Genomic DNA, 20,150 nt, shown 5'->3' on the forward strand with positions numbered 1-20,150 from the left:
GGCCTGGCGCGCGCCTGGAGCGTGTTCACCCCGGCTACCACCTGCCTGGTCTATCCCGCGCCCGAGGCAGACCCGCCGCCGCTGCCGGTCGACCGCGCCGCAGACGGAACCCGGCTGCGCAGCGGCGGCGAGGGCGACGAGGACTTCAGCGGCCTGCGCCGCTTCCGCGACGCCGATTCACTGCGCCACGTCGCTTGGAAAGTAGTCGCGCGTGGCGGACCGCTGCTGACCAAGCAGTTCACCGGCCTGGTCGGCGCCGATCTGTTGCTCGACTCGGCAGCGCTGCCGCCTTCACTCGACCTCGAGGCGAAGCTGTCGCGGCTCGCCGCCTGGCTGCTCGCCGCCGAGCGCAGCGGATGTCGCTACGCGCTCGTGCTCGGCGGCACGACGATCGCGCCCGGCCGCGGCGAACTCCATCTGCACCGCTGCCTGCGCCAGCTGGCGTTGTTCCGGAATGTACCGTCGGGAACGCGTGATGCTTGACGCCGTGGCCGCACGACTGCCGCGAGGCCGGCCGGCTGCCTCCGTGCTCCCCCCCGCGCTCGATCGCGACCAGGGCCTGTGGCTGCTCGGCGCCGCCGCGCTGACCCTGCTGCCGCATCTCGCCTGGCTCCCCCTCTGGACCTCGGCGCTCTGCGGCGCACTGCTGGCCTGGCGCGCCTTGCTGCTGATCGAACAGCGGCACCCGCCATGGTCGCTCCTGGTGCTCGCGCTCGGCGTCGCCGCGGCGGCGGGCGTGCGCTACAGCTTCGGACACTTCTTCGGCAAGGACCCCGGGATCGCGCTGCTTGCGATCCTGCTCTGCCTCAAGCTGCTGGAGACCGACTCGGCGCGCGACATCCGCGCCGGCGTGTTCCTCTGCTTCTTCCTCCAGCTGGCGGTGTTTCTCGGAGATCAGTCACTGCCGGTGGCGGCCCTCGCGCTCTGTGCCACCCTGGTGTCGGTCACCGCCCTGAACGCGCTCGCCGACCGGACCGCCGACAACCGCGAGCGCCTGAGGGTGAGCGCGCTGCTGCTCGCGCACGCGCTGCCCTTCATGCTGGTGATTTTCGTGCTTTTCCCGCGCCTGCCGGGGCCGCTGTGGGGCCTGCCCGCGGATGCCTACAGCGGCCTCACCGGCCTCTCCGAAACCATGAGCCCGGGCTCGATCAGCAATCTCGGCGAGTCCGGGGCGATCGCCTTCCGTGCCGAGTTCGACGGCACGCCCCCGCCGCCCGCGCAGCGCTACTGGCGCGGCCCGGTACTCACCGCATTCGACGGCCGCACCTGGCGCGCCGGCCGAGCGCTCGAGTCGTCCTCGCCATTCTACTCACCCTCGGGGCCGCGCCTCGACTACCGCCTGACGCTCGAGCCGCACAACCGACGCTGGCTGCTCGCCCTCGACTTTCCGGCCGCCGGCCTCCAGGGCGTCCTCCACGCGAGCGATTACCAGGCCCTGAGCTCCCAGCCCATCCGCACGCGCAGCCGCTTCCAGCTCGCCGCTCAACCGCACACCGCGGTCGGCATCGACGAGCGGAGGCAGGCCCTGGCCGCCGCGCTCGCCCTGCCCGCCGGCTACAATCCGCGCACCGTCGCGCTCGGCGCCGAGCTGGCAACCGGCGCCGTGTCCGACGAGGCAGTGCTGCAGCGAGCGCTCGCGCGCCTGCGCAGCGCCGGCCTCGTGTATACCTTGCGTCCGCCCGCGCTCGGCCGCCACACGGTGGACGCATTCCTGTTCGACACCCGGCGCGGCTTCTGCGAGCACTTTTCGGCCGCCTTCACCGTGCTGATGCGGGCCGCGGGCGTGCCGGCGCGGGTGGTCACCGGCTACCAGGGCGGCGAGATCAACCCGATCGACGGCACCATGGTGGTGCGTCAGTCCGACGCGCACGCCTGGACAGAGGTGTGGCTCACGGGCCGGGGCTGGGTACGGGTCGATCCCACCGCGCTTGCGGCACCGGGCCGGATCGAGTCCGGCATCGCCGCCGCACTGCCCGAAGGCGAGGTCCGACCGCTGATGATGCGCGCCGGCCTGGACTGGCTACGCACCGTGCGCCACCGCTGGGAAGCCGCATCCAATGCCTGGAACCAGTGGGTTATTGGCTACAATTCGAGCATCCAGCGCGACCTGCTCGGCCGCCTCGGCCTGGATCGCACCGACTGGGTGACCCTCGGCGGCGCGATCGGCGTCGCCTTCGCACTCCTGCTCGGCGCCCTTCTGCTGTGGGCCGGGCGCCAGCAGCGTCGCGGCGATCGGCTCTCGCGGAGTTGGGCGCTCTTCGGCAAGCGCCTGGCACACAAGGGCCTTGCGCGTGAATCCTGGGAAGGCCCGCTCGATTACGGCGAGCGAGTTGCCGCCGCACTCCCGGAACAGGCCGATGCCCTGCGCGAGATCGCGCGCACCTACGCCCGCCTGCGCTACGGCCCCGAGGCCGACGTCGCCGCGGCGCACCGACTCCACCACAAGATACGGAAGCTCAGATTGCCATGACCTCAGCCACGACCGCCCGCTTCGCCCGCCACCTCGCCCTCACCGCCAGCCTGCTGCTCCCGCTGAGCGCCGGCGCCTCCTACGCGGAGCGCGCAGAAGGCCAGGCGTTCATTCAGGAGATGGTGGAGCGCCACGGTTTCGACGCCGACGAACTGGGCACCGCGCTGGCGCGCGCGAGCCACGAGCCGGACGTCATCCGCCTGATCACCCCGCCGAGCAAGCGTGGCGTGCGATCCTGGCGCAACTACCGCGCCCGCTTCCTCGACCCGATCCGCGTCCGCGGCGGCGTGGCGTTCTGGGACGAGAATGCCGCGCTGCTCGAGCGCGCGAGCGAGCACTTCGGCGTGCCGCCGGAGATCATCGTCGCGATCATCGGCGTGGAGACTGTGTATGGCCGACACACCGGCAACTTCGAGACGATGTCGGCCCTGGCCACGCTCGCCTTCGACTATCCGCGGCGCGCCGAACTCTTCCGTGGCGAACTGGAAGCGCTCTTCCTGATGGCGCGCGAGCAGCGCCGCGATCCTGCGAGCTACTACGGCTCCTACGCCGGCGCCCTCGGCTACCCGCAGTTCCTGCCGAGCAGCCTGCGCGCCTATGCGGTGGACTTCGACGGCAACGGCGAGATCGATTTCGAATCGGATCCTTACGACGCGATCGGCAGTGTGGCCAATTACCTGCACGTGCACGGCTGGCAGCCCGGCGCCCCGATTGCCGAGCGTGCGCGCTTCGCCGGGGTCGTCGATCCCGCCCCGCTGGTCGCGGCCGGCATCGAGCCCGCGCTCGATCCCGGCGCGCTCGCCAGCATCGGCGTGACGACGATCGGCGGCAGCGCGCCGGCGTCGACCGCCACCTTGGTCGATCTCGAGTCGCCGAACGCGACGACCGAGTACTGGCTCGGCTATCGCAACTTTTACGTCATCACCCGCTACAACCGCAGCAGCTTCTACGCGATGTCGGTGTTCGAGCTCGCCGAGACGATCCGTCGCCAGCGTGACCGGCTGGCCGCGACAGGCCGCTGAAGGCCGGGGAACGGCCGCCCGCAACGACAGGAGATCAGAACAGCGCGTCGCGCTCGATGCCGCGACGACGGAGGATGCGGCGCAACTGGGCGAGCGCCTCGAGCTGGATCTGGCGCACCCGCTCGCGGGTGAGCTCGAGTTGGGTGGCAAGCTCCTCGAGCGTCATCAGCTCGCATTCGTCGATGCCGTAGCGATGGTAGATCACCGTGCGGTGCTTGCCGCCGAGCATGCGCAGCCATTCGCGCACCAGGGTCTCGACTTCGCCCGCATGGATCTGATCGTCCGGAGAGACCGCGCGATCGTCGGCAAGCGATTCGCCGATCGAGAGCGCGGGATCGATGTCGAGCGGCGCATCGAGCGAGGCAGTGTGGTCGGCGAGAGCGAGTATCGCGCGCACCTCATCGACCGACTTGTCCAGCCGCCTGGCGATCTGCTCGAGTGTGCAACCCTTTTCCTGCTTCGCCTCGATCTCGCGCTGTGCGCGCAGCACCTGGTTGAGCTCCTTCACCACGTGGACCGGAAGCCGGATGGTGCGCGACTGGTTCATGATCGCGCGCTCGATGTTCTGCCGGATCCACCAGGTGGCATAGGTGGAGAAGCGGAAGCCACGCTCCGGGTCGAACTTCTCGAGCGCATGCATCAGACCGAGGTTGCCTTCCTCGACCAGGTCGAGGAGTGGAATGCCGCGGTTGAGATAATGTTTTGCGATGTTGACGACCAGGCGCAGGTTGCGCTCGATCATCATCTGCCGGGCCTCGAAATCGCCGCTTCGGACGAGTCGGGTGAGACGGCCCTCCTCTTCGGCGGTCAGCAGCGGATTGGCGCCGATCTCGTTGAGGTAGAGCTGGGTGACGTCGCCGAGGAACTCGTTGCGAGGCTCGCGTTGCGGACGCTCGAAGAAGACCTCGACCTCAAGCGGGAGATCCGGCTGGTCTTGACTCTCGAAATCGTCAGGGGCAACCGGATCTTCCATGGCTCGTCTCGTCAGCGCGGCGGGAGATATTGCATCGGATCGACCGCGCGGCCCTGCCTGCGGATCTCGAAATGCAGCTTGGGCCGATCGGCGTCGGTGCTTCCTAGTTCAGCGATCTTCTGCCCTTTCGCGACCTCGTCGTTCTCCTTGACCAGAAGGTTCTGGTTATGAGCATAGACCGAGTTGTACTCCTGGTCGTGCTTGATGACAACCAGTTTGCCATAGCCGCGCAGGCCGCTGCCGGAATACACCACCTTGCCGGGCGCGGCGGCATAGACAGGATCGCCCGGGTTGCCGGCAATGTCGACACCCTTGTTGCTGGCTTCGTTGTAGCCGGTGATCACGCGTCCGCCCGACGGCCAGCTCCACTTGCCGTCGGTCGCGGTCGCCGGCGGTTTCGCCGGCGGGATCGCGGCCGCCCCGGCCGATGGATCGACCTTGGCCCAGGCCTGGTCGCTGTAAGGCTGGGTGCCGCCCTGCGGCCCCTGCTGGATCGGCACGCTGGTGGACGAAACGGCGGGGGCGACCGTCACCGAACTGCCCGGCACCGGCACCGCGACCGCGACCGCCGACCCGGTTCCGACGTCCGGAGGTGCAATGCGCAGATGCTGACCGACCTCGATCTGGTCGGGATTGGAAAGGCCGTTCCACGAGACCAGATCCGCCAGGCTGCGACCTTTCTGGCGCGCGATGCCAAGCAAGGTGTCGCCCGGCCGAACGACGTAGGTGGTCGACGAATCGACCGGAGCCGTCGCCGGTGCGGCAGCGCTGCTGCCGTTGCGCACCGGCGCCGTGCCAGGCGCAGCGCAGCCGCCGAGGATGCCGAGCGCGGCGACGAGGGCGAGGGTCTTGGTTCTGTTGTGAATCCGCATTGAGTCCTTCATTCCATACCTGTCAGCAAGGGCACGAAGCGCACCGCCTCGCACCAGCTTTCCTTGAATACCTTACCTTGACGCTCCACCAGGAGCAGCCGTTGCTGGGCCCCCGCGCCGATCGGGACGATGAGCCGCCCGCCCGGTGCGAGCTGATCCCGCAAGGCCTGCGGCAGCCCGATCGCGGCCGCAGCGACCACGATGCTGTCGAACGGGGCCGCCTCGGGAAGACCGAGACTGCCATCCGCAAGTTTCAGCCTCACGTTGGGGAGCCGCAAAGGGCGAAGATTGTCGCGAGCCCGATCGAGCAACCCGCGGATGCGCTCCACTGCATACACTTCGGTCGCCAGCCGCGACAGCACCGCCGCCTGGTAGCCGCACCCGGCGCCCACCTCGAGCACCCGCCCGAGTTCCCTTCCGCCGACGAGCAGCTCGATCATGCGTGCGACCACGAACGGCTGCGAGATCGTCTGCTGAAAGCCGATCGGCAGCGGCGTGTCGTCATAGGCGCTGAAGGCGAGGCCTTCGTCGACGAACTGGTGGCGCGGCACGGCCTGCATCGCGGCGAGCACGCGCTCGTCCCGGATGCCCTGCGTGCGCAGGCGATCGACCATGCGCGCGCGCGCGCGGCTGGCCTGCCCCGCATCGACGGCGCGCACGCTCATTGCCGGATCCACTCCGCCACGGCATCGACCTGGCCGGTGTGGGTCAGGTCGATGCGCAGCGGCGTCACCGACACGTAGCCCTCGGCCACCGCGTGAAAATCCGTCCCTTCGCCTGCGTCGGCGGCACCGCCCGCCGGACCGATCCAATACACCGTGTCGTTGCGCGGCGTCTTGGTACGGATCACCGGCTCGGCCTTGTGACGCTTGCCCAGCCGGGTGACGCGGACTCCCTTCATCCGTTCGTAGGCGAGATCTGGAACATTCACGTTGAGCAGCACCGGGTGGCGAAACGGACTCTGCATGAAGCGCCGCACGAGATCGCAGGTGATGCGTGCGGCATGGCTGAAGTCCGTTGCCTCCTTGCTTACGAGCGAGACCGCGATCGACGGCACCCCGAGCAGATGCCCCTCGGTGGCGGCCGCGACCGTACCGGAATAGACGGTGTCGTCGCCCATATTGGCACCGTGATTGATACCCGACACGACCATGTCCGGCAGATGGTCGAGCATGCCCGTGACCGCGAGGTGAACGCAGTCGGTGGGGGTGCCGTTGACGAAATGGAAGCCGTTTGCCGCCTGCCTCAGCGACAGCGGGCGATCGAGCGTGAGCGAGTTGCTCGCGCCGCTGCGGTCGCGCTCGGGCGCGACCACGGTGACGTCGGCGATCTTCGCGAGCGCTTCGGCCACAGCCGCGATGCCGGGGGCGAAATAGCCGTCGTCGTTACTGACCAGGATGCGCATTTCGATTCCGTACGGGTTGCCGCCCTGGGGCTGGGACAGGCCTTCTGGCGCGGCGGAGGACGCAAGATTCTAGCACAGCGGCCAGCACGCCCCGGCGCCGCCGAAGGCGGCTCAGCGCAGCGCGAGCGCGGCCGGCCTGGCACCCGCCTCCGCCGCGAGCGAGGCGCGCCGCTCGCCCAGTGCCTGCACGATGGGCGCATCCAGCCCGTAGATGTCGGGACGGTAGGCCAGACTACCGTCCTCGTCGACACCGGCCGTCCAGTAGACGACCACGATCGGTACCCTCCGCTGCAGGCTCACGTTGCGGGTGCGGCGGCTATCGAGGATCGCCTTCGCCGCCGCCTCGTCGGGACCACCGCCGTCCGCGCTGATCAGCGCGACGAGCTCGAGTGCGCCCTCCACCCTCACGCAACCCGAACTCGTGCTGCGCGCGTTGCGGTCGAACAGGCGCTTGCTCGGGGTGTCGTGGAGATACACCGCGAACGGGTTGGGAAAACGGATCACGACCTGCCCGAGCGCGTTGCCCGGCCCGGCGTCCTGACGCAGTATCAGGCCGCCCGGATTCGACCAGTCGATCTCGTCCGGCGGGATCACTCGTCCGCCCGACCCGATGACCTTCATGCGGTTGCGCGCGAGATAGCCCGGATCGCGCCGGATCACCGGCAGCTTGTCCTCGCGCAGGATGGTCGGCGGCACGGTCCAGGTCGGGTTGAAGGTGAAATGGGTGACTTCGGACTTGAGCAACGGGGTCTCCCGCGTTGGCCGGCCGACCTGGACGCGGGTGCGCCAGATCGGGCTGCCGTCGCGGAAGTAGGTGAGCACCGCACCGGCGACATCGACCACCACGCCGGTCGGCTCGCGTTCGCGCGCATACCAGCGCAGGCGCTCGAGGTTTGCCTGCAACTGGCGGATGCGTGCCGCGGGCGAGGCGTCGAGCGCTGCCAGCGTCGCCGGACCGAGCGCGCCGTCCACATCGAGGCGGTGCTCGCGCTGGAAGGCGCGCACCGCCTCGACCAGCGCCCCCTCGTATGCGGTATCACGCCGCTCGCCGACCTCATGTCCTGCGATGCGCAGACGCTCGCGCAGGGCCGGCACGCGCGGGTCGAGCGCCCCCGGGCGCAGGGTCGGTCCCGCGCCCACGACCGGCCAGCCACCGAGCGCCTGCACCGCCCGCAGCGGCGCGAGCGCCGCGCGCAGCACGCGGTACTCGGGCAGGTCCGGACGCGCCTGCGCGAGCGCACGCATCGGATCCTCGGTTGCAAGCTCGGCCAGTTCGACCAGCCGGGCGCGGTTCAGGAATGCGGGCGGTGTCGTCTCGGCATGCCACACCGGCTCGACCTGGGCGGGGTCGAGGCGGCCGAAAGAAAGGTCGCCTAGCGCCCGCAGCAACACGCGACTGGCAAGCAGCTCGCGGAAGACACGCTCGCCGAGCGCGTGCTTGCCGGCAAGCGAGCGCAAGTGCGAAAGATCGTAGTCCGCCACTTCGAGGCCGTCGTCGCGCAGGGTCTCGATCGCGGCCACCAGGCGGTGGATGCCGTCGGCTGTATCCCACGCAGGCCGGTCGCCGCGCCGCGCGTAGAAGCGCGATAACTCCTCCCGCCACTCCACCTTCGGCTCGCCGGCGAGCTGCTCGATCTGCGAGCGGATCAGCGCGCTCATCTCCGTCGAGTAACCGTACTGGGCACTCACCGCCAATGGCAGCAGCATCAAAGGCAGGAAGAGTAGTGCTCTGAACAGGGACAAATCGTGTACTCCATTGATTGCATGTTAAAATCCGCGCCCTATGCGAACGCAGCCCCGAGCGCAGCGATTACTCGCTGCGCGCCCGGCGGGGCGTGCGCTGCCGTATCCCGGCGGATGCGGCCCAGGCGCGCGCTTTATTCTGCGCAATCAGGGAGATCATACTGCATGACGAATACGGTCCGCCGCGGCCTGCTCGCGCTCGCCACCCTCGCCAGCGTCATTTCCTTCCCGGCCCAGGCCGGCAGCCCCTCTTCCCGAGCCCTGCTCGATTCGCTTGCCACCGCGGCGCCCACGCTCGATCGCAAGGTGCTCGACAAGGCGATCGCCGCGATGGACTGTGCTGTTTCCAATGGCCTCGACGCCGCCGAGCGGCTCGCGGTGATCGACTTCTCCCGGCCCTCCTCCGAACAGCGCCTATGGATCTTCGACCTCGAGCGCCGCAAGCTGGTTCTGCAGGATTTCGTCGCCCACGGACAGAATTCCGGCGACAACTTCGCCACCCGCTTCTCGAACAACGTGGGTAGCCACCAGACCAGCCTCGGCCTGTTCCGCACCCAGGAGACCTACGTCGGCAAGCACGGGTATTCGCTGCGCATGGACGGGCTCGAGCCGGGCATCAACGACCGGGCACGCGAGCGCGCGATCGTGGTGCATTCCGCCGACTACGTCGATCCGAGCTGGATCGGACGCCAGGGCCGGATCGGCCGCAGCCAGGGCTGCCCCGCGGTGCGCCCGGAGATCGGCCAGCAGGTCGTCGACCATCTGAAGGGCGGGCAGTACATGTTCGCCTATTACCCCGATCAGGACTGGCTACAGTCCTCGGCCTACCTGAACTGTTCGCCGAGCCGGGTCAGCGCCGTCATCGCCCCGCTGCGCGACCCGCGCAGCTGATTGCGCGCACCCGGCGGAGCGAAGGACGGGCTCAGCGTTCCGAAAGGTCGATCGCGCTCAGCTTCCAGTCCGCCAGGCCGTGGCGCCGCATGATGAAACGAACGGTGTCGTCGGGCGTCTCGGCCGCCGCAACGACGAACTCGAAGCGATTCCAGCCGGTGTAGCCACGCTCGACGATCGCTGGCTCGCGCCTGTCCTCGTCGGCGGCTCGCGGGCTGCGCGCCTGCCCCGGCACCGGCTCCCGCCCCTCGCCCGCCTCCGGCCGTTCGCCGGCTTCGGGCATCACCCCTCGCAGCAGCATCGCCACGCCCTCCGGCGTCACCAGCGCATCGACCAGCACTCCGGCCATCGATCCGGCCAGCGCCGCACCGAGGGCGGCGAAGGGGTTGTCGCGCAGCTCCGGCGCGAGTTCGCCGCCGATCCGCGCCTGCAGGTCCGCTTTCAGACTGGCGCGCACGGCGGGGAAATCCACCCGGGCGGCAAAGCCGGTCGCATCCCCGTCCTGCGCTGCACGCCGCATCTCCGCGATCGCCAGATAAAGTGTAGCGTAATACCAGCCGCCGATCGCCAGCATCGCGACGAAGGCGACGATCTTCTTCAACTTCATTCGCTTCCCTGATTTGTCCTCGACTGTTCAGGCGCGACTGTACACGCTCCCGATCCTCATGCCTGCGACGATCCACCGACCGCCGCCGACTGCGCCCCTACTGCGAACTTCACGATGGCCCTCTTCGATTTCATTGCACGACTTCTCGAACGCGATTCCAGCACCCCGGCCGACCGCCTGCCCGAACACGCTCGCCCGCTCCTGCCAAAGGCGGTCGATCTGGTGGTCGACACCGTCGAGCCGCGTCTCCGGGCGCTACCCGACTATCGCGCCCGACTCGAGGGTGGCGTCGTCCACAGCCTGCTCCACATCCGCTCGCACATTCTCGAGCTCCCGCCACCCCTACTGCTCTCCGAAAAGGGGTGGCGCGAAGACCCGCACCTCAATGCGCTCTTCGCGACCGCCGCCGGGGTAGGGACCACACTCGGCGACAGCGAGGAGTTGCGCGCCTTTTTCGGCGACAGCGCCAACATCGCCTGCGACGAGGCATTCGCCCTGCTATCGATGCAGCGACGCGAACGTACGGTGCTCGGCACGGGCCTCGAAGGTGACATGGTCCGCACCGAGATCCCGCAGCAAACGGTGAGCTTCAGCGAACACCGCATCGTCGTGCCGGCGGCGGACGAGCAGACGATGCGGCTCGAGTTGTGCCAGCGCACCTTCCGCCACCTGATCCAGATCGCCCTCGAGCGGGTCCGCACCGCACAGGAGCGCACGCACGAGCTCACCCAGTTCCACGCGCGGCAGCAGGCGCGACTGCGATGGCTGCAAGGCCGCGCGCACGGCCTGGATTCGCTCGCCGAGGACAGCCGCATCCACGGCGACGAGATCGAGGCGCTCGAAAGCGAGCTCGCCGGCACCACGGCGGAACTCGGCAAGGCCAGGATCGCACTCGGCAGCATGGAGGACTACTTCGGGGTGATCGACTCCGTGCTGTCGCACCCCGCGGACCACCTCCAGGCGGAGAAGGTGGTTCTGCGCCTCGACCGCATGAACCGCCGGGTCGACGCCGCGCCGTCCACCGCGGTAAACGAGATCACCCTCACCGACATCCGCATCGGCGAAGGCTTGTCGCGCTCGGTGCTGCCGGTTCGTTGTCGGCGCGCCGACCTGCCGGAGCGGGTCAACCGTCTCGCCCACGGCGAGCGTTATCTCTGAACGGGGCGAGTCGAAACACGCGGTTGGTGCACCGCACAAATTCCTTGACACCCCTCGATCGCCCCCTATAATGAGCTCCATGTTGCGCCGCAACAAAAGCAGCGCCCCACCGATCGACAGACCAAGGATTACCGACATGACCAACTTCACCGCCCCCGAGCAGTTCGTCGCCAGCAACCAGGCCAGCATCGAGACCCTGCAGACCCTCGCCACCAGCGCCTTCGCCAACATCGAGCGCCTGACCGCGCTGAACCTGAACACCGCGCGTTCGGTGATGGAAGACAGCGTCGCCAGCACCCGCGCCCTGCTCGCGGTCAAGGACGTCAAGGAACTCGCCGCCCTGCAGGCCTCGCTTGCCCAGCCGGTGGTCGAGAAGGCGGTCGCCTACGCCCGCAACGTGTACGAGATCACCTCGCAGAGCCAGGAAGACGCGTCCAAGCTGCTCGACGGCCAGATCGCCGAGATCAACAAGAACGTCGCCACCACACTCGACAAAGCGGCCAAGTCGGCCCCGGCTGGCTCGGACGTTGCCGTCACCGCAATGCGCTCGGCCGTCGCCGCCGCCAACAGCGCCTACGACAGCATGACCAAGGCCGCCCGTCAGGTCACCGACCTCGCTGAAGCCAACGTTTCGGCCGCGACCGACGCGACCGTGAAGGCCGTCAGCACCGCGTCCCGCAAGGTCGCCTGAGCGCCTTCCAGCGGCGGTCTGCGGACCGTCGCTGCCGGGCTTCGGTCCGACACGGAAATGCCGTCCCGTTCCGAACGGGCGGCATTTTTTGCGTTCACGTCCCCATCGCCCGGCCGTGGGCCCAGACGCACGCACGACCCCGCACGCGTTAGCATGCATTGTGGCCCGTCCATACCAGGGAACCGACCCCATGGCTCCTGACTCCGCCCCCTGCCTTCCCTCACCCGAGGCATTCGCCCTGGCCGCGACATGGATCGCGGAAGCCGACGGCCTCGTCGTTGCCGCCGGCGCGGGCATCGGCGTCGACTCCGGCTTGCCCGACTTCCGTGGCAGCGAAGGCTTCTGGAAGGCCTACCCCGCGCTCGCCCAAGCCCGCCTCGCCTTCGAGGAGATTGCCAACCCCGCGGCCTTTCGCCGCGATCCGGCGCAGGCCTGGGGCTTCTACGGTCACCGCCTCGCCCTCTACCGTCGAACCCGTCCGCACCGCGGCTTCGGCCTGCTGCGCGAGATCGGGCGGCGCCTGCGCCACGGCCTGTTCGTGTTCACCTCGAACGTCGACGGCCAGTTCCAGCGCGCCGGCTACGAGCCCGACCGGGTCCTGGAGGTGCACGGCTCCATCCACCACCTGCAGTGCCAGCACGGTTGTGCCGGCGAGATCTGGCCCGCCGACGGTTTCGTGCCCGAGATCGACGACGCCGTCTGCCGCCTGCTCAATCCACCACCGCCTTGCCCTCACTGCGGTGGCATCGCGCGCCCCAACATCCTCATGTTCGGCGATGGGCAGTGGCTCGAAGGCCGCAGCGCAGTGCAGGAGCGCCACTACGTGCGCTGGCGGCAAGGCGCCCGCCGCATTCTCACGATCGAGATCGGCGCCGGCACCCATGTGCCCACCGTCAGGCACTTCGCCGAGACCACCGGCGATCGCCTCATCCGTCTGAACCCGCAGGTGGAAACCACACTGCCATCGGGCGCGCTGCACCTTCGCTGCGGTGCGCTGACCGGCATCGAGGGCATCCATGCGGCACTGGCCGCGGAGGACTTCTTCGCCGCGCGCGGGTGAGGACGGACGGATCCGACGATCAGGCCCGCTGCCGGGCGCGCATCATCAGGATTGCGCTGACAAGCGCGGTGAGTGCGACCGCCGGGATCGCGTAGGTGTTCAGCGTCGCCCAACCCTGGCCGAGCACCAGCGCGCCGGCTGCGACCGAGGAAAGCGCCTGCACGCCGAACACGATGAAGTCGTTTCCACCCTGCACCTTCGCCCGCTCCTCGGGCCGATAGGTCTCGGTCAGCAGCGTGGTGCCGCCGATGTAGAGGAAATTCCAGCCAACACCGAGCAGCAGCAGGGCCCACCAGAAGTGCATCAGGCTCAGCCCCGACATCGCGATCGCGATGCAGCCGAGCATCAGCACCGCCCCCGTGAGCAGGATGCGCAGCACGCCGAAGCGTCGGATCAGGCCGCCAGTGAAGAAGGAAGGCGCATACATGCCGAGGACGTGCCACTGCAGCACGAAGGCGACGTCGTCGAAGGGGAAGCCGCACACATCCATCGCCAGCGGGGTCGCGGCCATCAGCAGGTTCATCGTGCCGTAGCCGACCGCGGCAGCCAGCACCGCGACCAGCAAGGCCGGCTGGCCCGCGATCTCGAGCAGGCCGCGGCCGCTGCCCCTCTGCGGCCCACCGGTCGTCGGCTCGGCCAGGCGCAGGCGGCTAGCGATCAGCAGGGCGACCAGGGCGAAACCCGACAGCGAGGCGTAGGTGGCCATGAACTCGATTGCCATCGCGTCGCGCGTGAGGTTGCCGAGGGCGGGACCGATGAAGCCGCCTGCAATGCCGCCGGCGAGGGTATAGGAGATCGCCTTCGCCTTGAAGTCGGCCGGCGCCATGTCGGCGGCGGCGAAGCGGTACTGCAGGCCGAAGGCGTTGTAAGTGCCCGCAATCAGCGTGCCGCAGCAGAGCAGCCAGAAGCTTTCGAGCTGCAGTGCCAGCGCGCACGCGAGACCGCCGAGCACGCCGAGGCCGGCACCGAACATGAAGCCGCTGCGGCGCCCGAAACGCTTCATGAACTGCGAGGCCGGAATCGTCGTCAGGGCTGTGCCGATGACATAGCCGGTGATGGTCAGCGTGGCGAGCGCCGGGGTGGGCGCAAGACGGACGCCGACCAGGCCGTTCACCGCGATCAGCGTCACCGCGTTGCACAACAGCAGGGCCTGGCAGGCGGCGAGAAGGCCGACGCTGCGGCGGACGGAGGTAACGGCCATCGGGTCGAGCTCGGAAAACGAAAAAGCCGCACTAGGCGGCTTTTTTCGCAAGACAGATTCAAATGGTCGGGGCGGCGGGATTCGAACTCGCGACCCCTTGCACCCCATGCAAGTGCGCTACCAGGCTGCGCCACGCCCCGACACAAGCCGCCATTATAGCGGCGAAAGACGGATTTACCAGCCCCCCCACGATGATTTTTTATCGAGGTTCAGCCGCGCAGCTCGGCGAGTGCCGCCTCGATCTCGCTGCGCACTTCCGCCATCAAGGCCTTGCAGCGCTCGAGCTCCTGCGCGTCCTCATGCTGCATGATCGCCGACTCCCCGAGTCGATTGCGCGCCCCGGAAATCGTGAAGCCCTCCTCGTACAGCAGGTGGCGGATGCGCCGGATCAGCATCACCTCGTGATGCTGATAGTAACGCCGGTTGCCGCCGCGCTTGACGGGCTTGAGCTGGGTGAACTCCTGCTCCCAGTAGCGCAGTACGTGCGGCTTCACGCCGCAGAGCTCGGCTACCTCGCCGATCGTGAAGTAGCGCTTGGCAGGAATCTGCGGGAGTTCGCTGGACGGAATGTCAGGGCTGCTTGCTTGCATCGCTGAGTTGCTCCACTGCTGCCTTGAGTTTCTGGCTGGCATGGAAAGTCACCACCCGACGGGCAGTGATCGGGATCTCCTCGCCGGTTTTCGGATTGCGTCCGGGCCGCTGCGGCTTGTCACGCAACTGGAAGTTGCCGAAGCCCGACAGCTTGACGCACTCGCCACGCTCGAGCGCCATCCGGATCTCCTCGAAGAAGCCCTCGACCATGTCCTTGGCCTCGCGCTTGTTGAGGCCGACCTGCTCGAACAGCAGGTCCGCGAGCTCTGCCTTGGTCAGGGTCACCTTCATTCTCCCGAACCACGCAGTCGTGCGCCGAGCGCGATTTCAGCCTCGCGCACGAGCGCGGCCACCGCAGACTCGACTTCCGCCTCTCCGAGGGTGCGCTGAGTATCTTGCATCGATACCCTGAACGCAAGGCTCTTGCGGTCGGGCTCGATGCCCTTGCCCTGATACACGTCGAACAGGGTGATCTCCCTCACCACCGCCGGTGCCGCGGCCTTCAGCACCTCGAGCACGCGCGCGACGGTGACGTCCTGGCCCACAACCAGCGCGAGATCGCGCACCACCGCCGGCATGCGCGAGATTTCGACGTAGCCCGGCAGGCGCGCCGCGAGCGCGTCCTCGAGTTCCACCTCGAACACCACCGGCGCCGTGCCCAGCTCATAGCGCTGCACCCAGACCGGGTGAAGTTCGCCGAGCACGCCGATGCGCCGCCCGTCGAGCAGCACCGCGGCGGCGCGGCCGGGATGCAGGGCGGGATGCGAGACCCGCTCGAAGTGCAGTCGAAGCGGCGCGAAGAGCGCCTCGAGGTCGCCCTTGAGGTCGTAGAAGTCGGTCTTGCGGCCGCGCTCGCCCCACTGCTCGGGCAAGGCATCGCCGGCGGCGAGCGCGGCGATGCGCAGCGGCTGATGAAAGCCGGCGACCGGCTCGCCGTCAGCCTTGCGCTCGAAGCAGCGGCCGATCTCGAACACCCGCACGCGGTCCTGCTGGCGGTTGCGGTTGGTGACGAGGTTGGCGGCGAGGCCGGGAACCAGGGTCGAGCGCATCACGCTGAGCTGGCTGGCGATCGGATTGGCGAGCCGGATCGGGTTCTCGTTGGCGGCGAAGTCGCGCTCCCAGACCTCCTCGACGAAGGCGAAGTTGACGACTTCCTGGAAGCCGCGCGCGGCCAGCCGATGGCGCAGGTCCCAGACCGGACGGCGGTCCTCCGCGCTCTCCACCATCTGCAGCCTGCCCTGCGGCGGGACCGCCGGGATGTCGTCGTAGCCATGCAGGCGGGCGAGCTCCTCGATCAGATCCTCCTCGATCGCGATGTCGAAGCGGAACGACGGTGGCGTCACCAACAGGTCGCCGCCGACGCGTTCGACCTTCAGATGAACCCGCTCGAGCAGCGCGGCCATCGCCTCGTCGTCGATGCCGACTCCGAGCAGACGTCTCGCGCGCGCCGGCCGCAGGCGCACGACATGGCGTGCGGGCAGATGGGCGGGCGACACCGCCTCCTCCACCGGCCCCGCCTCGCCGCCGCAGATCTCCACGATCAGCGCGGTCCCCCGCTCCATCGCACGCCGCGGCAGCTCGAAGTCCACCCCGCGCTCGTAACGGTGGGAAGCGTCCGAACCGAAGCCGTAGGTACGCGCGCGTCCGGCAATCGCGTCCGGCGTGAAGTAGGCACTTTCGAGGAACACCTCGGTGGTGTCGAGGCTGATGCCGCTTTCCTCTCCACCCATGATCCCGGCGAGGGCGAGCGCACGCGCCTCGTCGGCGATCAGCAGGGTATCGGCCGCGGGAGCGACCGTCTGTTCGTTGAGCAGCAGCACCTGCTCGATACCCTGCGGATGGCGCACGTGGATCGCGCCGCTGAGCCGCGTGTTGTCGAAGGCATGCAGCGGCTGGCCGAGCTCGAGCATCACGTAGTTGGTAATGTCGACCAATGCGCTGATCGAGCGGATGCCGCTGCGCGCAAGCCGCTGCACCATCCAGTCGGGCGTCGCCGCGCGGGCATCGACGCCGCGCAGCACACGGCCGCAGTAGCGCGGGCAGGCCTCGGGCGCATCGAGCACGATCGCTCGACGCGCATCGATGGCAGGCGCCACCGGCGCGATCTCGGGTTCGACGAGCGGGCTGCCGGTGAGCGCCGCCACTTCGCGAGCGACACCGGTCAGGCTGAGGCAGTCGGCGCGGTTGGGCGTGAGCTTGATCGTGAATAGGGTGTCGTCGAGCGCGAGATAGTCGCGGATGTCGGCGCCGATCGGGGCGTCCTCGGGCAGCACCAGCAGACCGCCGTGGTCCTCCGACAGCCCGAGCTCGCGCGCCGAGCACAGCATGCCGAAGGACTCGACGCCACGCAGCTTGGCGGCCTTGATCCGGAACTCGCCCGGCAGCACGGCGCCGACCCGGGCGCACGGAACCTTGATGCCGGCCGCCGCGTTGGGCGCGCCGCAGACGATCTGCAGCAGCTCGCTGCCGCCGGCATCCACCTTGCACAGGCGCAGCTTGTCGGCGTTCGGATGTTGCACCGCCTCGACGATGCGGGCGACGACGATGCCGGTGAAGCGCGGCGCGGCGGGATCGGCTTCTTCCACCTCGAGGCCGGCCATCGTCAGCAGGTGGCCGAGTTCGTTGCTGTCGAGTTGCGGATCGACGAAGGTCCGCAGCCACTGTTCGGAGAATTGCATGGTTCGATTACCTGGATTGACCTGCCCGGGTTCGGCAGCGGGGTCGTGTTACTTGAACTGACTCAGGAAGCGCAGATCGCCTTCGAAGAACAGTCGCAGGTCGTTCACGCCGTAGCGCAGCATGGTAAGCCGGTCGGGCCCCATGCCGAACGCGAAGCCGGTGTAGCGCTCGGGGTCGAAGCCGCCGAAGCGCAGCACGTTGGGGTGGACCATGCCGCAGCCCGCGATCTCGAGCCAGCGGCCCTCGAGCGCCCCGCTCATGAAGGCGACGTCGATCTCGGCCGAAGGCTCGGTGAAGGGGAAGAAGGATGGGCGGAAGCGCACCTGCAGGTCCTCGCTCTCGAAGAACTTGCGCAGGAAGTCGGCAATCACCCCCTTGAGGTCGGCGAAGCTGACGTTCTCGCCGATCCACAGGCCTTCGGCCTGGTGGAACATCGGCGAATGCGTGGCGTCGGAGTCCACCCGGTACACCCGGCCCGGCACGATGATGCGCAGCTCGGGCATGGTGTCGAGGTCCTTGTAGCGCTCGACGTGGGCCAGCATCTCGCGCACCTGTACCGGGCTGGTATGGGTGCGCAGCAGCACGTCGTCGTGCCCCTCGAGGTAGAAGGTGTCGTGCATCGAACGTGCCGGATGGTTGGCCGGGGTGTTGAGCGCGGTGAAGTTGTGCCAGTCGGTCTCGATCTCGGGGCCGTCGGCAACGACGAAGCCGATCGACCGGAACAAGCCCTCGATGCGTTCGAGGGTGCGGCTCACCGGATGCAGGCCGCCGGTGCCCTGGCCGCGTCCCGGCAGGGTAACGTCCAGCGCCTCCGCCGCCAGCTGCTCGAGCAGCGCGGCTTCGCGCAGGGCCTGGCGACGCGCCTCGAGCGAGGACTCGATCGCGCCCTTGGCGCGATTGATCGCGGCGCCCGCCTCGCGACGCTCTTCGGCGGCAAGCTTGCCGAGGGCCTTCAGCTGCTCGGTCAGCGAGCCGCTCTTGCCGAGGTAGCGCGCCTTGGCCTGCTCGAGCTGGGCGCCGTCGGCGGCGGCCGCAAACTCGGCCGTGGCCTGTTGAACCAGTTGATCCAGGTGATTCATATGCCTGCCATCCGGGAATGCTGTGGTGCGGGAAATCTTGAAAAAAAAGGAGGCCTTGGCCTCCTTTTTTGGGGCTGCGTCTTCTTACGCAGCGAGCTTGGCCTTGGCTTGCTCGGCAATCGCCGCAAAGGCGGGCTTGTCGAACACGGCCAGGTCGGCCAGGACCTTGCGGTCGATCTCGATCGCCGCCTTCTTCACACCGTTCATGAAGGTGCTGTAGGTCATGCCGAGTTCGCGGGCCGCAGCGTTGATACGCGCGATCCACAGGGCGCGGAACACGCGCTTGCGGGTACGGCGGTCACGGTAGGCATACTGACCGGCCTTCATCACCGCCTGCTTGGCGATCCGATAGACGTTCTTGCGACGGCCGCGGAAACCCTTGGCCTGGACGAGGACTTTCTTGTGGCGAGCGCGGGCGGTTACACCACGTTTGACGCGAGGCATGGCGGTCTCCTATCAGGCGTACGGAAGCATGGCGCGGATGAGCTTTTCATCTGCCGCATGCACTTCGGTCATGCCGCGCAGGTGACGCTTCACCTTCGTCGTCTTCTTGGTAAGGATGTGGCGCTTGAACGCCTGGGACCGCTTGATCCCACCGCTGGAGCGGACCTTGAACCGCTTCGCGGCTCCGCTCTTGGTCTTCATCTTGGGCATTGCTGAACTCCGATTATTGGATGCCGTCAGGTAGCGCGACCGCGATTGCCGCCGCACGTTTGAGTACCTGACACCACTTGTTTTCCGTCGGAACCCGTCCGGATTCCAACGGCATCGCCCCCCTGCGGAGGCAGATTCATATACGCCGAATCAGCGATTCTTCTTCGGTGCGATCACCATGACCATCTGGCGACCTTCCATCTTCGGCATCTGCTCGACCTGACCGAGCTCCTCGAGATCGACCTTGATCCGCTCGAGCTGACGCATGCCGATTTCCTGGTGGGCCATTTCGCGGCCGCGGAAGCGCAACGTGACCTTGCACTTGTCGCCTTCGTCCAGGAAGCGCTTGAGGTTGCGCAACTTGATCTGGTAGTCGTTCTCGTCGGTGCCGGGGCGGAGCTTGACCTCCTTCACCTGCACCTGTTTCTGCTTGCTTCGGGCTTCGTGGGCCTTCTTCTGTTCCTGATACTTGAACTTGCCGAAATCCATCAACCTGCATACCGGCGGCGCCGCCATCGGTGCGATTTCGACAAGATCCAGCCCTGCTTCGTCGGCTGCTGCAAGGGCTTCCCTCAGGGACACGATACCGAGCTGCTCACCTTCTTCACCAACCAGCCGGACCTGTGGCGCGCTGATCTCCCCATTTACGCGCTGCTTTTTTTCTTGAGCGATGGTTCAACTCTCCACGAAGACAAAAAATCAGACCGACCCGGCTTTCGCTTCAATCTCGCGACGCCAGCGTTCGATCAACGAATCGAGGGACATTTGGCCAAGATCCTGACCACCCCGGGCACGCACAGCGACCACTCGCGCGGCCTTTTCCTTTTCGCCGATCACGATCTGGTAAGGAAGCTTGTGCACGCTATGTTCGCGAATTTTATAGTTAATCTTCTCGTTGCGCAAATCCGCCTCGACCCGGAAGCCCGCGTGCTTGAGCGCCTTCGCCACCTCGGTCGCGTATTCCGCCTGGCCTTCGGAGATGTTCATCACCACCGCATGCACCGGCGCCAGCCACAACGGCATCGCGCCGGCGTAGTGCTCGATGAGAATGCCG

22 protein-coding genes and 1 tRNA gene are annotated in these 20,150 nt (G+C 67.9%); 7 read left to right on the forward strand and 16 right to left on the reverse strand.

Going from position 1 to position 20,150, the window contains the following annotated elements:
- From BB334_RS06895 to mltB, 3 genes are all read left to right on the forward strand, one after another.
- Positions 1–483 (forward strand): DUF58 domain-containing protein (locus tag BB334_RS06895; RefSeq protein WP_158014387.1); only part of this gene is annotated, 483 nt, incomplete at its 5' end.
- Positions 476–2,470, forward strand: coding sequence for a transglutaminase TgpA family protein (locus BB334_RS06900; RefSeq protein WP_068806308.1), 1,995 nt, complete (start codon positions 476–478; stop codon positions 2,468–2,470). The genes BB334_RS06895 and BB334_RS06900, both read left to right, overlap by 8 nt.
- On the forward strand, positions 2,467–3,492 hold the full coding sequence (mltB, locus tag BB334_RS06905; protein ID WP_068806311.1) for a lytic murein transglycosylase B: 1,026 nt from the start codon (positions 2,467–2,469) through the stop codon (positions 3,490–3,492). The genes BB334_RS06900 and mltB overlap by 4 nt, the downstream gene beginning before the upstream one ends.
- Positions 3,493–3,526: 34 nt before the next feature.
- Here mltB and rpoS read toward each other — a convergent pair whose 3' ends face one another.
- The 5 genes from rpoS to BB334_RS06930 all read right to left on the reverse strand — a co-directional run bounded on the left by rpoS (position 3,527) and on the right by BB334_RS06930 (position 8,485).
- Positions 3,527–4,465 carry an RNA polymerase sigma factor RpoS gene (rpoS, locus tag BB334_RS06910; protein WP_068806314.1) on the reverse strand — a complete coding sequence of 313 codons (939 nt, stop codon included), beginning with the start codon at positions 4,463–4,465 and terminating at the stop codon, positions 3,527–3,529.
- A gap of 11 nt (positions 4,466–4,476) precedes the next feature.
- Complete coding sequence (locus BB334_RS06915) at positions 4,477–5,337, reverse strand: peptidoglycan DD-metalloendopeptidase family protein (protein ID WP_068806317.1); 861 nt, start codon at positions 5,335–5,337, stop codon at positions 4,477–4,479.
- Between the two features lie 8 nt (positions 5,338–5,345).
- The gene (locus BB334_RS06920; RefSeq protein WP_083200332.1) at positions 5,346–6,002 is read right to left on the reverse strand and encodes a protein-L-isoaspartate(D-aspartate) O-methyltransferase; all 657 of its coding nucleotides are present in this window, start codon (positions 6,000–6,002) and stop codon (positions 5,346–5,348) included.
- Complete coding sequence (gene surE / locus BB334_RS06925; protein WP_068806320.1) at positions 5,999–6,742, reverse strand: 5'/3'-nucleotidase SurE; 744 nt, start codon at positions 6,740–6,742, stop codon at positions 5,999–6,001. The genes BB334_RS06920 and surE overlap by 4 nt, the downstream gene beginning before the upstream one ends.
- A gap of 111 nt (positions 6,743–6,853) precedes the next feature.
- The gene (locus tag BB334_RS06930; protein ID WP_198531202.1) at positions 6,854–8,485 is read right to left on the reverse strand and encodes a L,D-transpeptidase family protein; all 1,632 of its coding nucleotides are present in this window, start codon (positions 8,483–8,485) and stop codon (positions 6,854–6,856) included.
- 165 nt (positions 8,486–8,650) lie between these two features.
- Between BB334_RS06930 and BB334_RS06935 the strand changes: the two genes are divergently transcribed.
- Positions 8,651–9,376, forward strand: a complete 726-nt coding sequence (locus BB334_RS06935) for a murein L,D-transpeptidase catalytic domain family protein (protein WP_068806323.1) — start codon at positions 8,651–8,653, stop codon at positions 9,374–9,376.
- A 31-nt stretch (positions 9,377–9,407) separates the two neighbouring features.
- On the opposite strand, the gene BB334_RS06940 is transcribed toward BB334_RS06935, so the two are convergent.
- Entirely contained in the window at positions 9,408–9,983 is a 576-nt protein-coding gene (locus tag BB334_RS06940; protein WP_068806326.1) for a DUF2939 domain-containing protein, read from the reverse strand.
- 114 nt (positions 9,984–10,097) lie between these two features.
- On the opposite strand from BB334_RS06940, the gene BB334_RS06945 reads away from it, so the two are divergent.
- The 3 genes from BB334_RS06945 (at position 10,098) to BB334_RS06955 (ending at position 12,892) form a co-directional block, all read left to right on the forward strand.
- The gene (locus tag BB334_RS06945) at positions 10,098–11,141 is read left to right on the forward strand and encodes a hypothetical protein (RefSeq protein WP_068806328.1); all 1,044 of its coding nucleotides are present in this window, start codon (positions 10,098–10,100) and stop codon (positions 11,139–11,141) included.
- A gap of 136 nt (positions 11,142–11,277) precedes the next feature.
- Positions 11,278–11,832: a phasin family protein gene (locus BB334_RS06950; RefSeq protein WP_068806331.1), complete on the forward strand. Its 555-nt coding sequence runs from the start codon at positions 11,278–11,280 to the stop codon at positions 11,830–11,832.
- Positions 11,833–12,022: 190 nt separating this feature from the next.
- Positions 12,023–12,892, forward strand: a complete 870-nt coding sequence (locus tag BB334_RS06955) for an SIR2 family NAD-dependent protein deacylase (RefSeq protein ID WP_068806334.1) — start codon at positions 12,023–12,025, stop codon at positions 12,890–12,892.
- Between the two features lie 19 nt (positions 12,893–12,911).
- Here the strand turns inward: BB334_RS06955 and BB334_RS06960 are convergent, their stop codons facing one another.
- The 10 genes from BB334_RS06960 to BB334_RS07005 form a co-directional block, all read right to left on the reverse strand.
- Positions 12,912–14,093, reverse strand: coding sequence for an MFS transporter (locus BB334_RS06960; protein WP_068806336.1), 1,182 nt, complete (start codon positions 14,091–14,093; stop codon positions 12,912–12,914).
- A gap of 63 nt (positions 14,094–14,156) precedes the next feature.
- Positions 14,157–14,233 (reverse strand) — tRNA-Pro (locus BB334_RS06965).
- 69 nt (positions 14,234–14,302) lie between these two features.
- Positions 14,303–14,683 carry a MerR family transcriptional regulator gene (locus tag BB334_RS06970; protein ID WP_068806340.1) on the reverse strand — a complete coding sequence of 127 codons (381 nt, stop codon included), beginning with the start codon at positions 14,681–14,683 and terminating at the stop codon, positions 14,303–14,305.
- A complete protein-coding gene (locus BB334_RS06975; RefSeq protein ID WP_068806343.1) occupies positions 14,664–14,975 on the reverse strand; it encodes an integration host factor subunit alpha in 312 nt (103 codons plus the stop codon). The genes BB334_RS06970 and BB334_RS06975 overlap by 20 nt, the downstream gene beginning before the upstream one ends.
- Entirely contained in the window at positions 14,972–17,362 is a 2,391-nt protein-coding gene (gene pheT, locus BB334_RS06980; protein ID WP_068806347.1) for a phenylalanine--tRNA ligase subunit beta, read from the reverse strand. Before pheT ends, BB334_RS06975 begins: the two co-directional genes overlap by 4 nt.
- Before the next feature lie 48 nt (positions 17,363–17,410).
- Entirely contained in the window at positions 17,411–18,442 is a 1,032-nt protein-coding gene (pheS, locus tag BB334_RS06985; RefSeq protein ID WP_068806350.1) for a phenylalanine--tRNA ligase subunit alpha, read from the reverse strand.
- 84 nt (positions 18,443–18,526) lie between these two features.
- Positions 18,527–18,886 carry a 50S ribosomal protein L20 gene (rplT, locus tag BB334_RS06990; RefSeq protein ID WP_068806353.1) on the reverse strand — a complete coding sequence of 120 codons (360 nt, stop codon included), beginning with the start codon at positions 18,884–18,886 and terminating at the stop codon, positions 18,527–18,529.
- Positions 18,887–18,898: 12 nt separating this feature from the next.
- Entirely contained in the window at positions 18,899–19,096 is a 198-nt protein-coding gene (gene rpmI / locus BB334_RS06995; RefSeq protein WP_068806356.1) for a 50S ribosomal protein L35, read from the reverse strand.
- Positions 19,097–19,246: 150 nt separating this feature from the next.
- Positions 19,247–19,768, reverse strand: a complete 522-nt coding sequence (gene infC / locus BB334_RS07000) for a translation initiation factor IF-3 (RefSeq protein ID WP_083200333.1) — start codon at positions 19,766–19,768, stop codon at positions 19,247–19,249.
- Positions 19,769–19,795: 27 nt separating this feature from the next.
- Positions 19,796–20,150 (reverse strand): His/Gly/Thr/Pro-type tRNA ligase C-terminal domain-containing protein (locus tag BB334_RS07005; RefSeq protein ID WP_269798995.1); only part of this gene is annotated, 355 nt, incomplete at its 5' end.

It is taken from the genome of Thauera phenolivorans, assembly GCF_001696715.1.
GTDB lineage: Bacteria > Pseudomonadota > Gammaproteobacteria > Burkholderiales > Rhodocyclaceae > Thauera > Thauera phenolivorans.

What these genes read in the sequence shown, in the direction of transcription:
- pheT (WP_068806347.1), bottom strand. Translation starts at nt 17,362, where the DNA reads ATGCAATTCTCCGAACAGTGGCTGCGGACCTTCGTCGATCCGCAACTC.
- BB334_RS06940 (WP_068806326.1), bottom strand. Translation starts at nt 9,983, where the DNA reads ATGAAGTTGAAGAAGATCGTCGCCTTCGTCGCGATGCTGGCGATCGGC.
- BB334_RS06955 (WP_068806334.1), top strand. Translation starts at nt 12,023, where the DNA reads ATGGCTCCTGACTCCGCCCCCTGCCTTCCCTCACCCGAGGCATTCGCC.
- mltB (WP_068806311.1), top strand. Translation starts at nt 2,467, where the DNA reads ATGACCTCAGCCACGACCGCCCGCTTCGCCCGCCACCTCGCCCTCACC.
- BB334_RS06915 (WP_068806317.1), bottom strand. Translation starts at nt 5,337, where the DNA reads ATGCGGATTCACAACAGAACCAAGACCCTCGCCCTCGTCGCCGCGCTC.
- BB334_RS06945 (WP_068806328.1), top strand. Translation starts at nt 10,098, where the DNA reads ATGGCCCTCTTCGATTTCATTGCACGACTTCTCGAACGCGATTCCAGC.
- BB334_RS06960 (WP_068806336.1), bottom strand. Translation starts at nt 14,093, where the DNA reads ATGGCCGTTACCTCCGTCCGCCGCAGCGTCGGCCTTCTCGCCGCCTGC.
- rpoS (WP_068806314.1), bottom strand. Translation starts at nt 4,465, where the DNA reads ATGGAAGATCCGGTTGCCCCTGACGATTTCGAGAGTCAAGACCAGCCG.
- BB334_RS06935 (WP_068806323.1), top strand. Translation starts at nt 8,651, where the DNA reads ATGACGAATACGGTCCGCCGCGGCCTGCTCGCGCTCGCCACCCTCGCC.
- rpmI (WP_068806356.1), bottom strand. Translation starts at nt 19,096, where the DNA reads ATGCCCAAGATGAAGACCAAGAGCGGAGCCGCGAAGCGGTTCAAGGTC.
- pheS (WP_068806350.1), bottom strand. Translation starts at nt 18,442, where the DNA reads ATGAATCACCTGGATCAACTGGTTCAACAGGCCACGGCCGAGTTTGCG.
- BB334_RS06920 (WP_083200332.1), bottom strand. Translation starts at nt 6,002, where the DNA reads ATGAGCGTGCGCGCCGTCGATGCGGGGCAGGCCAGCCGCGCGCGCGCG.
- BB334_RS06970 (WP_068806340.1), bottom strand. Translation starts at nt 14,683, where the DNA reads ATGCAAGCAAGCAGCCCTGACATTCCGTCCAGCGAACTCCCGCAGATT.
- BB334_RS06950 (WP_068806331.1), top strand. Translation starts at nt 11,278, where the DNA reads ATGACCAACTTCACCGCCCCCGAGCAGTTCGTCGCCAGCAACCAGGCC.
- surE (WP_068806320.1), bottom strand. Translation starts at nt 6,742, where the DNA reads ATGCGCATCCTGGTCAGTAACGACGACGGCTATTTCGCCCCCGGCATC.
- rplT (WP_068806353.1), bottom strand. Translation starts at nt 18,886, where the DNA reads ATGCCTCGCGTCAAACGTGGTGTAACCGCCCGCGCTCGCCACAAGAAA.
- BB334_RS06975 (WP_068806343.1), bottom strand. Translation starts at nt 14,975, where the DNA reads ATGAAGGTGACCCTGACCAAGGCAGAGCTCGCGGACCTGCTGTTCGAG.
- BB334_RS06900 (WP_068806308.1), top strand. Translation starts at nt 476, where the DNA reads ATGCTTGACGCCGTGGCCGCACGACTGCCGCGAGGCCGGCCGGCTGCC.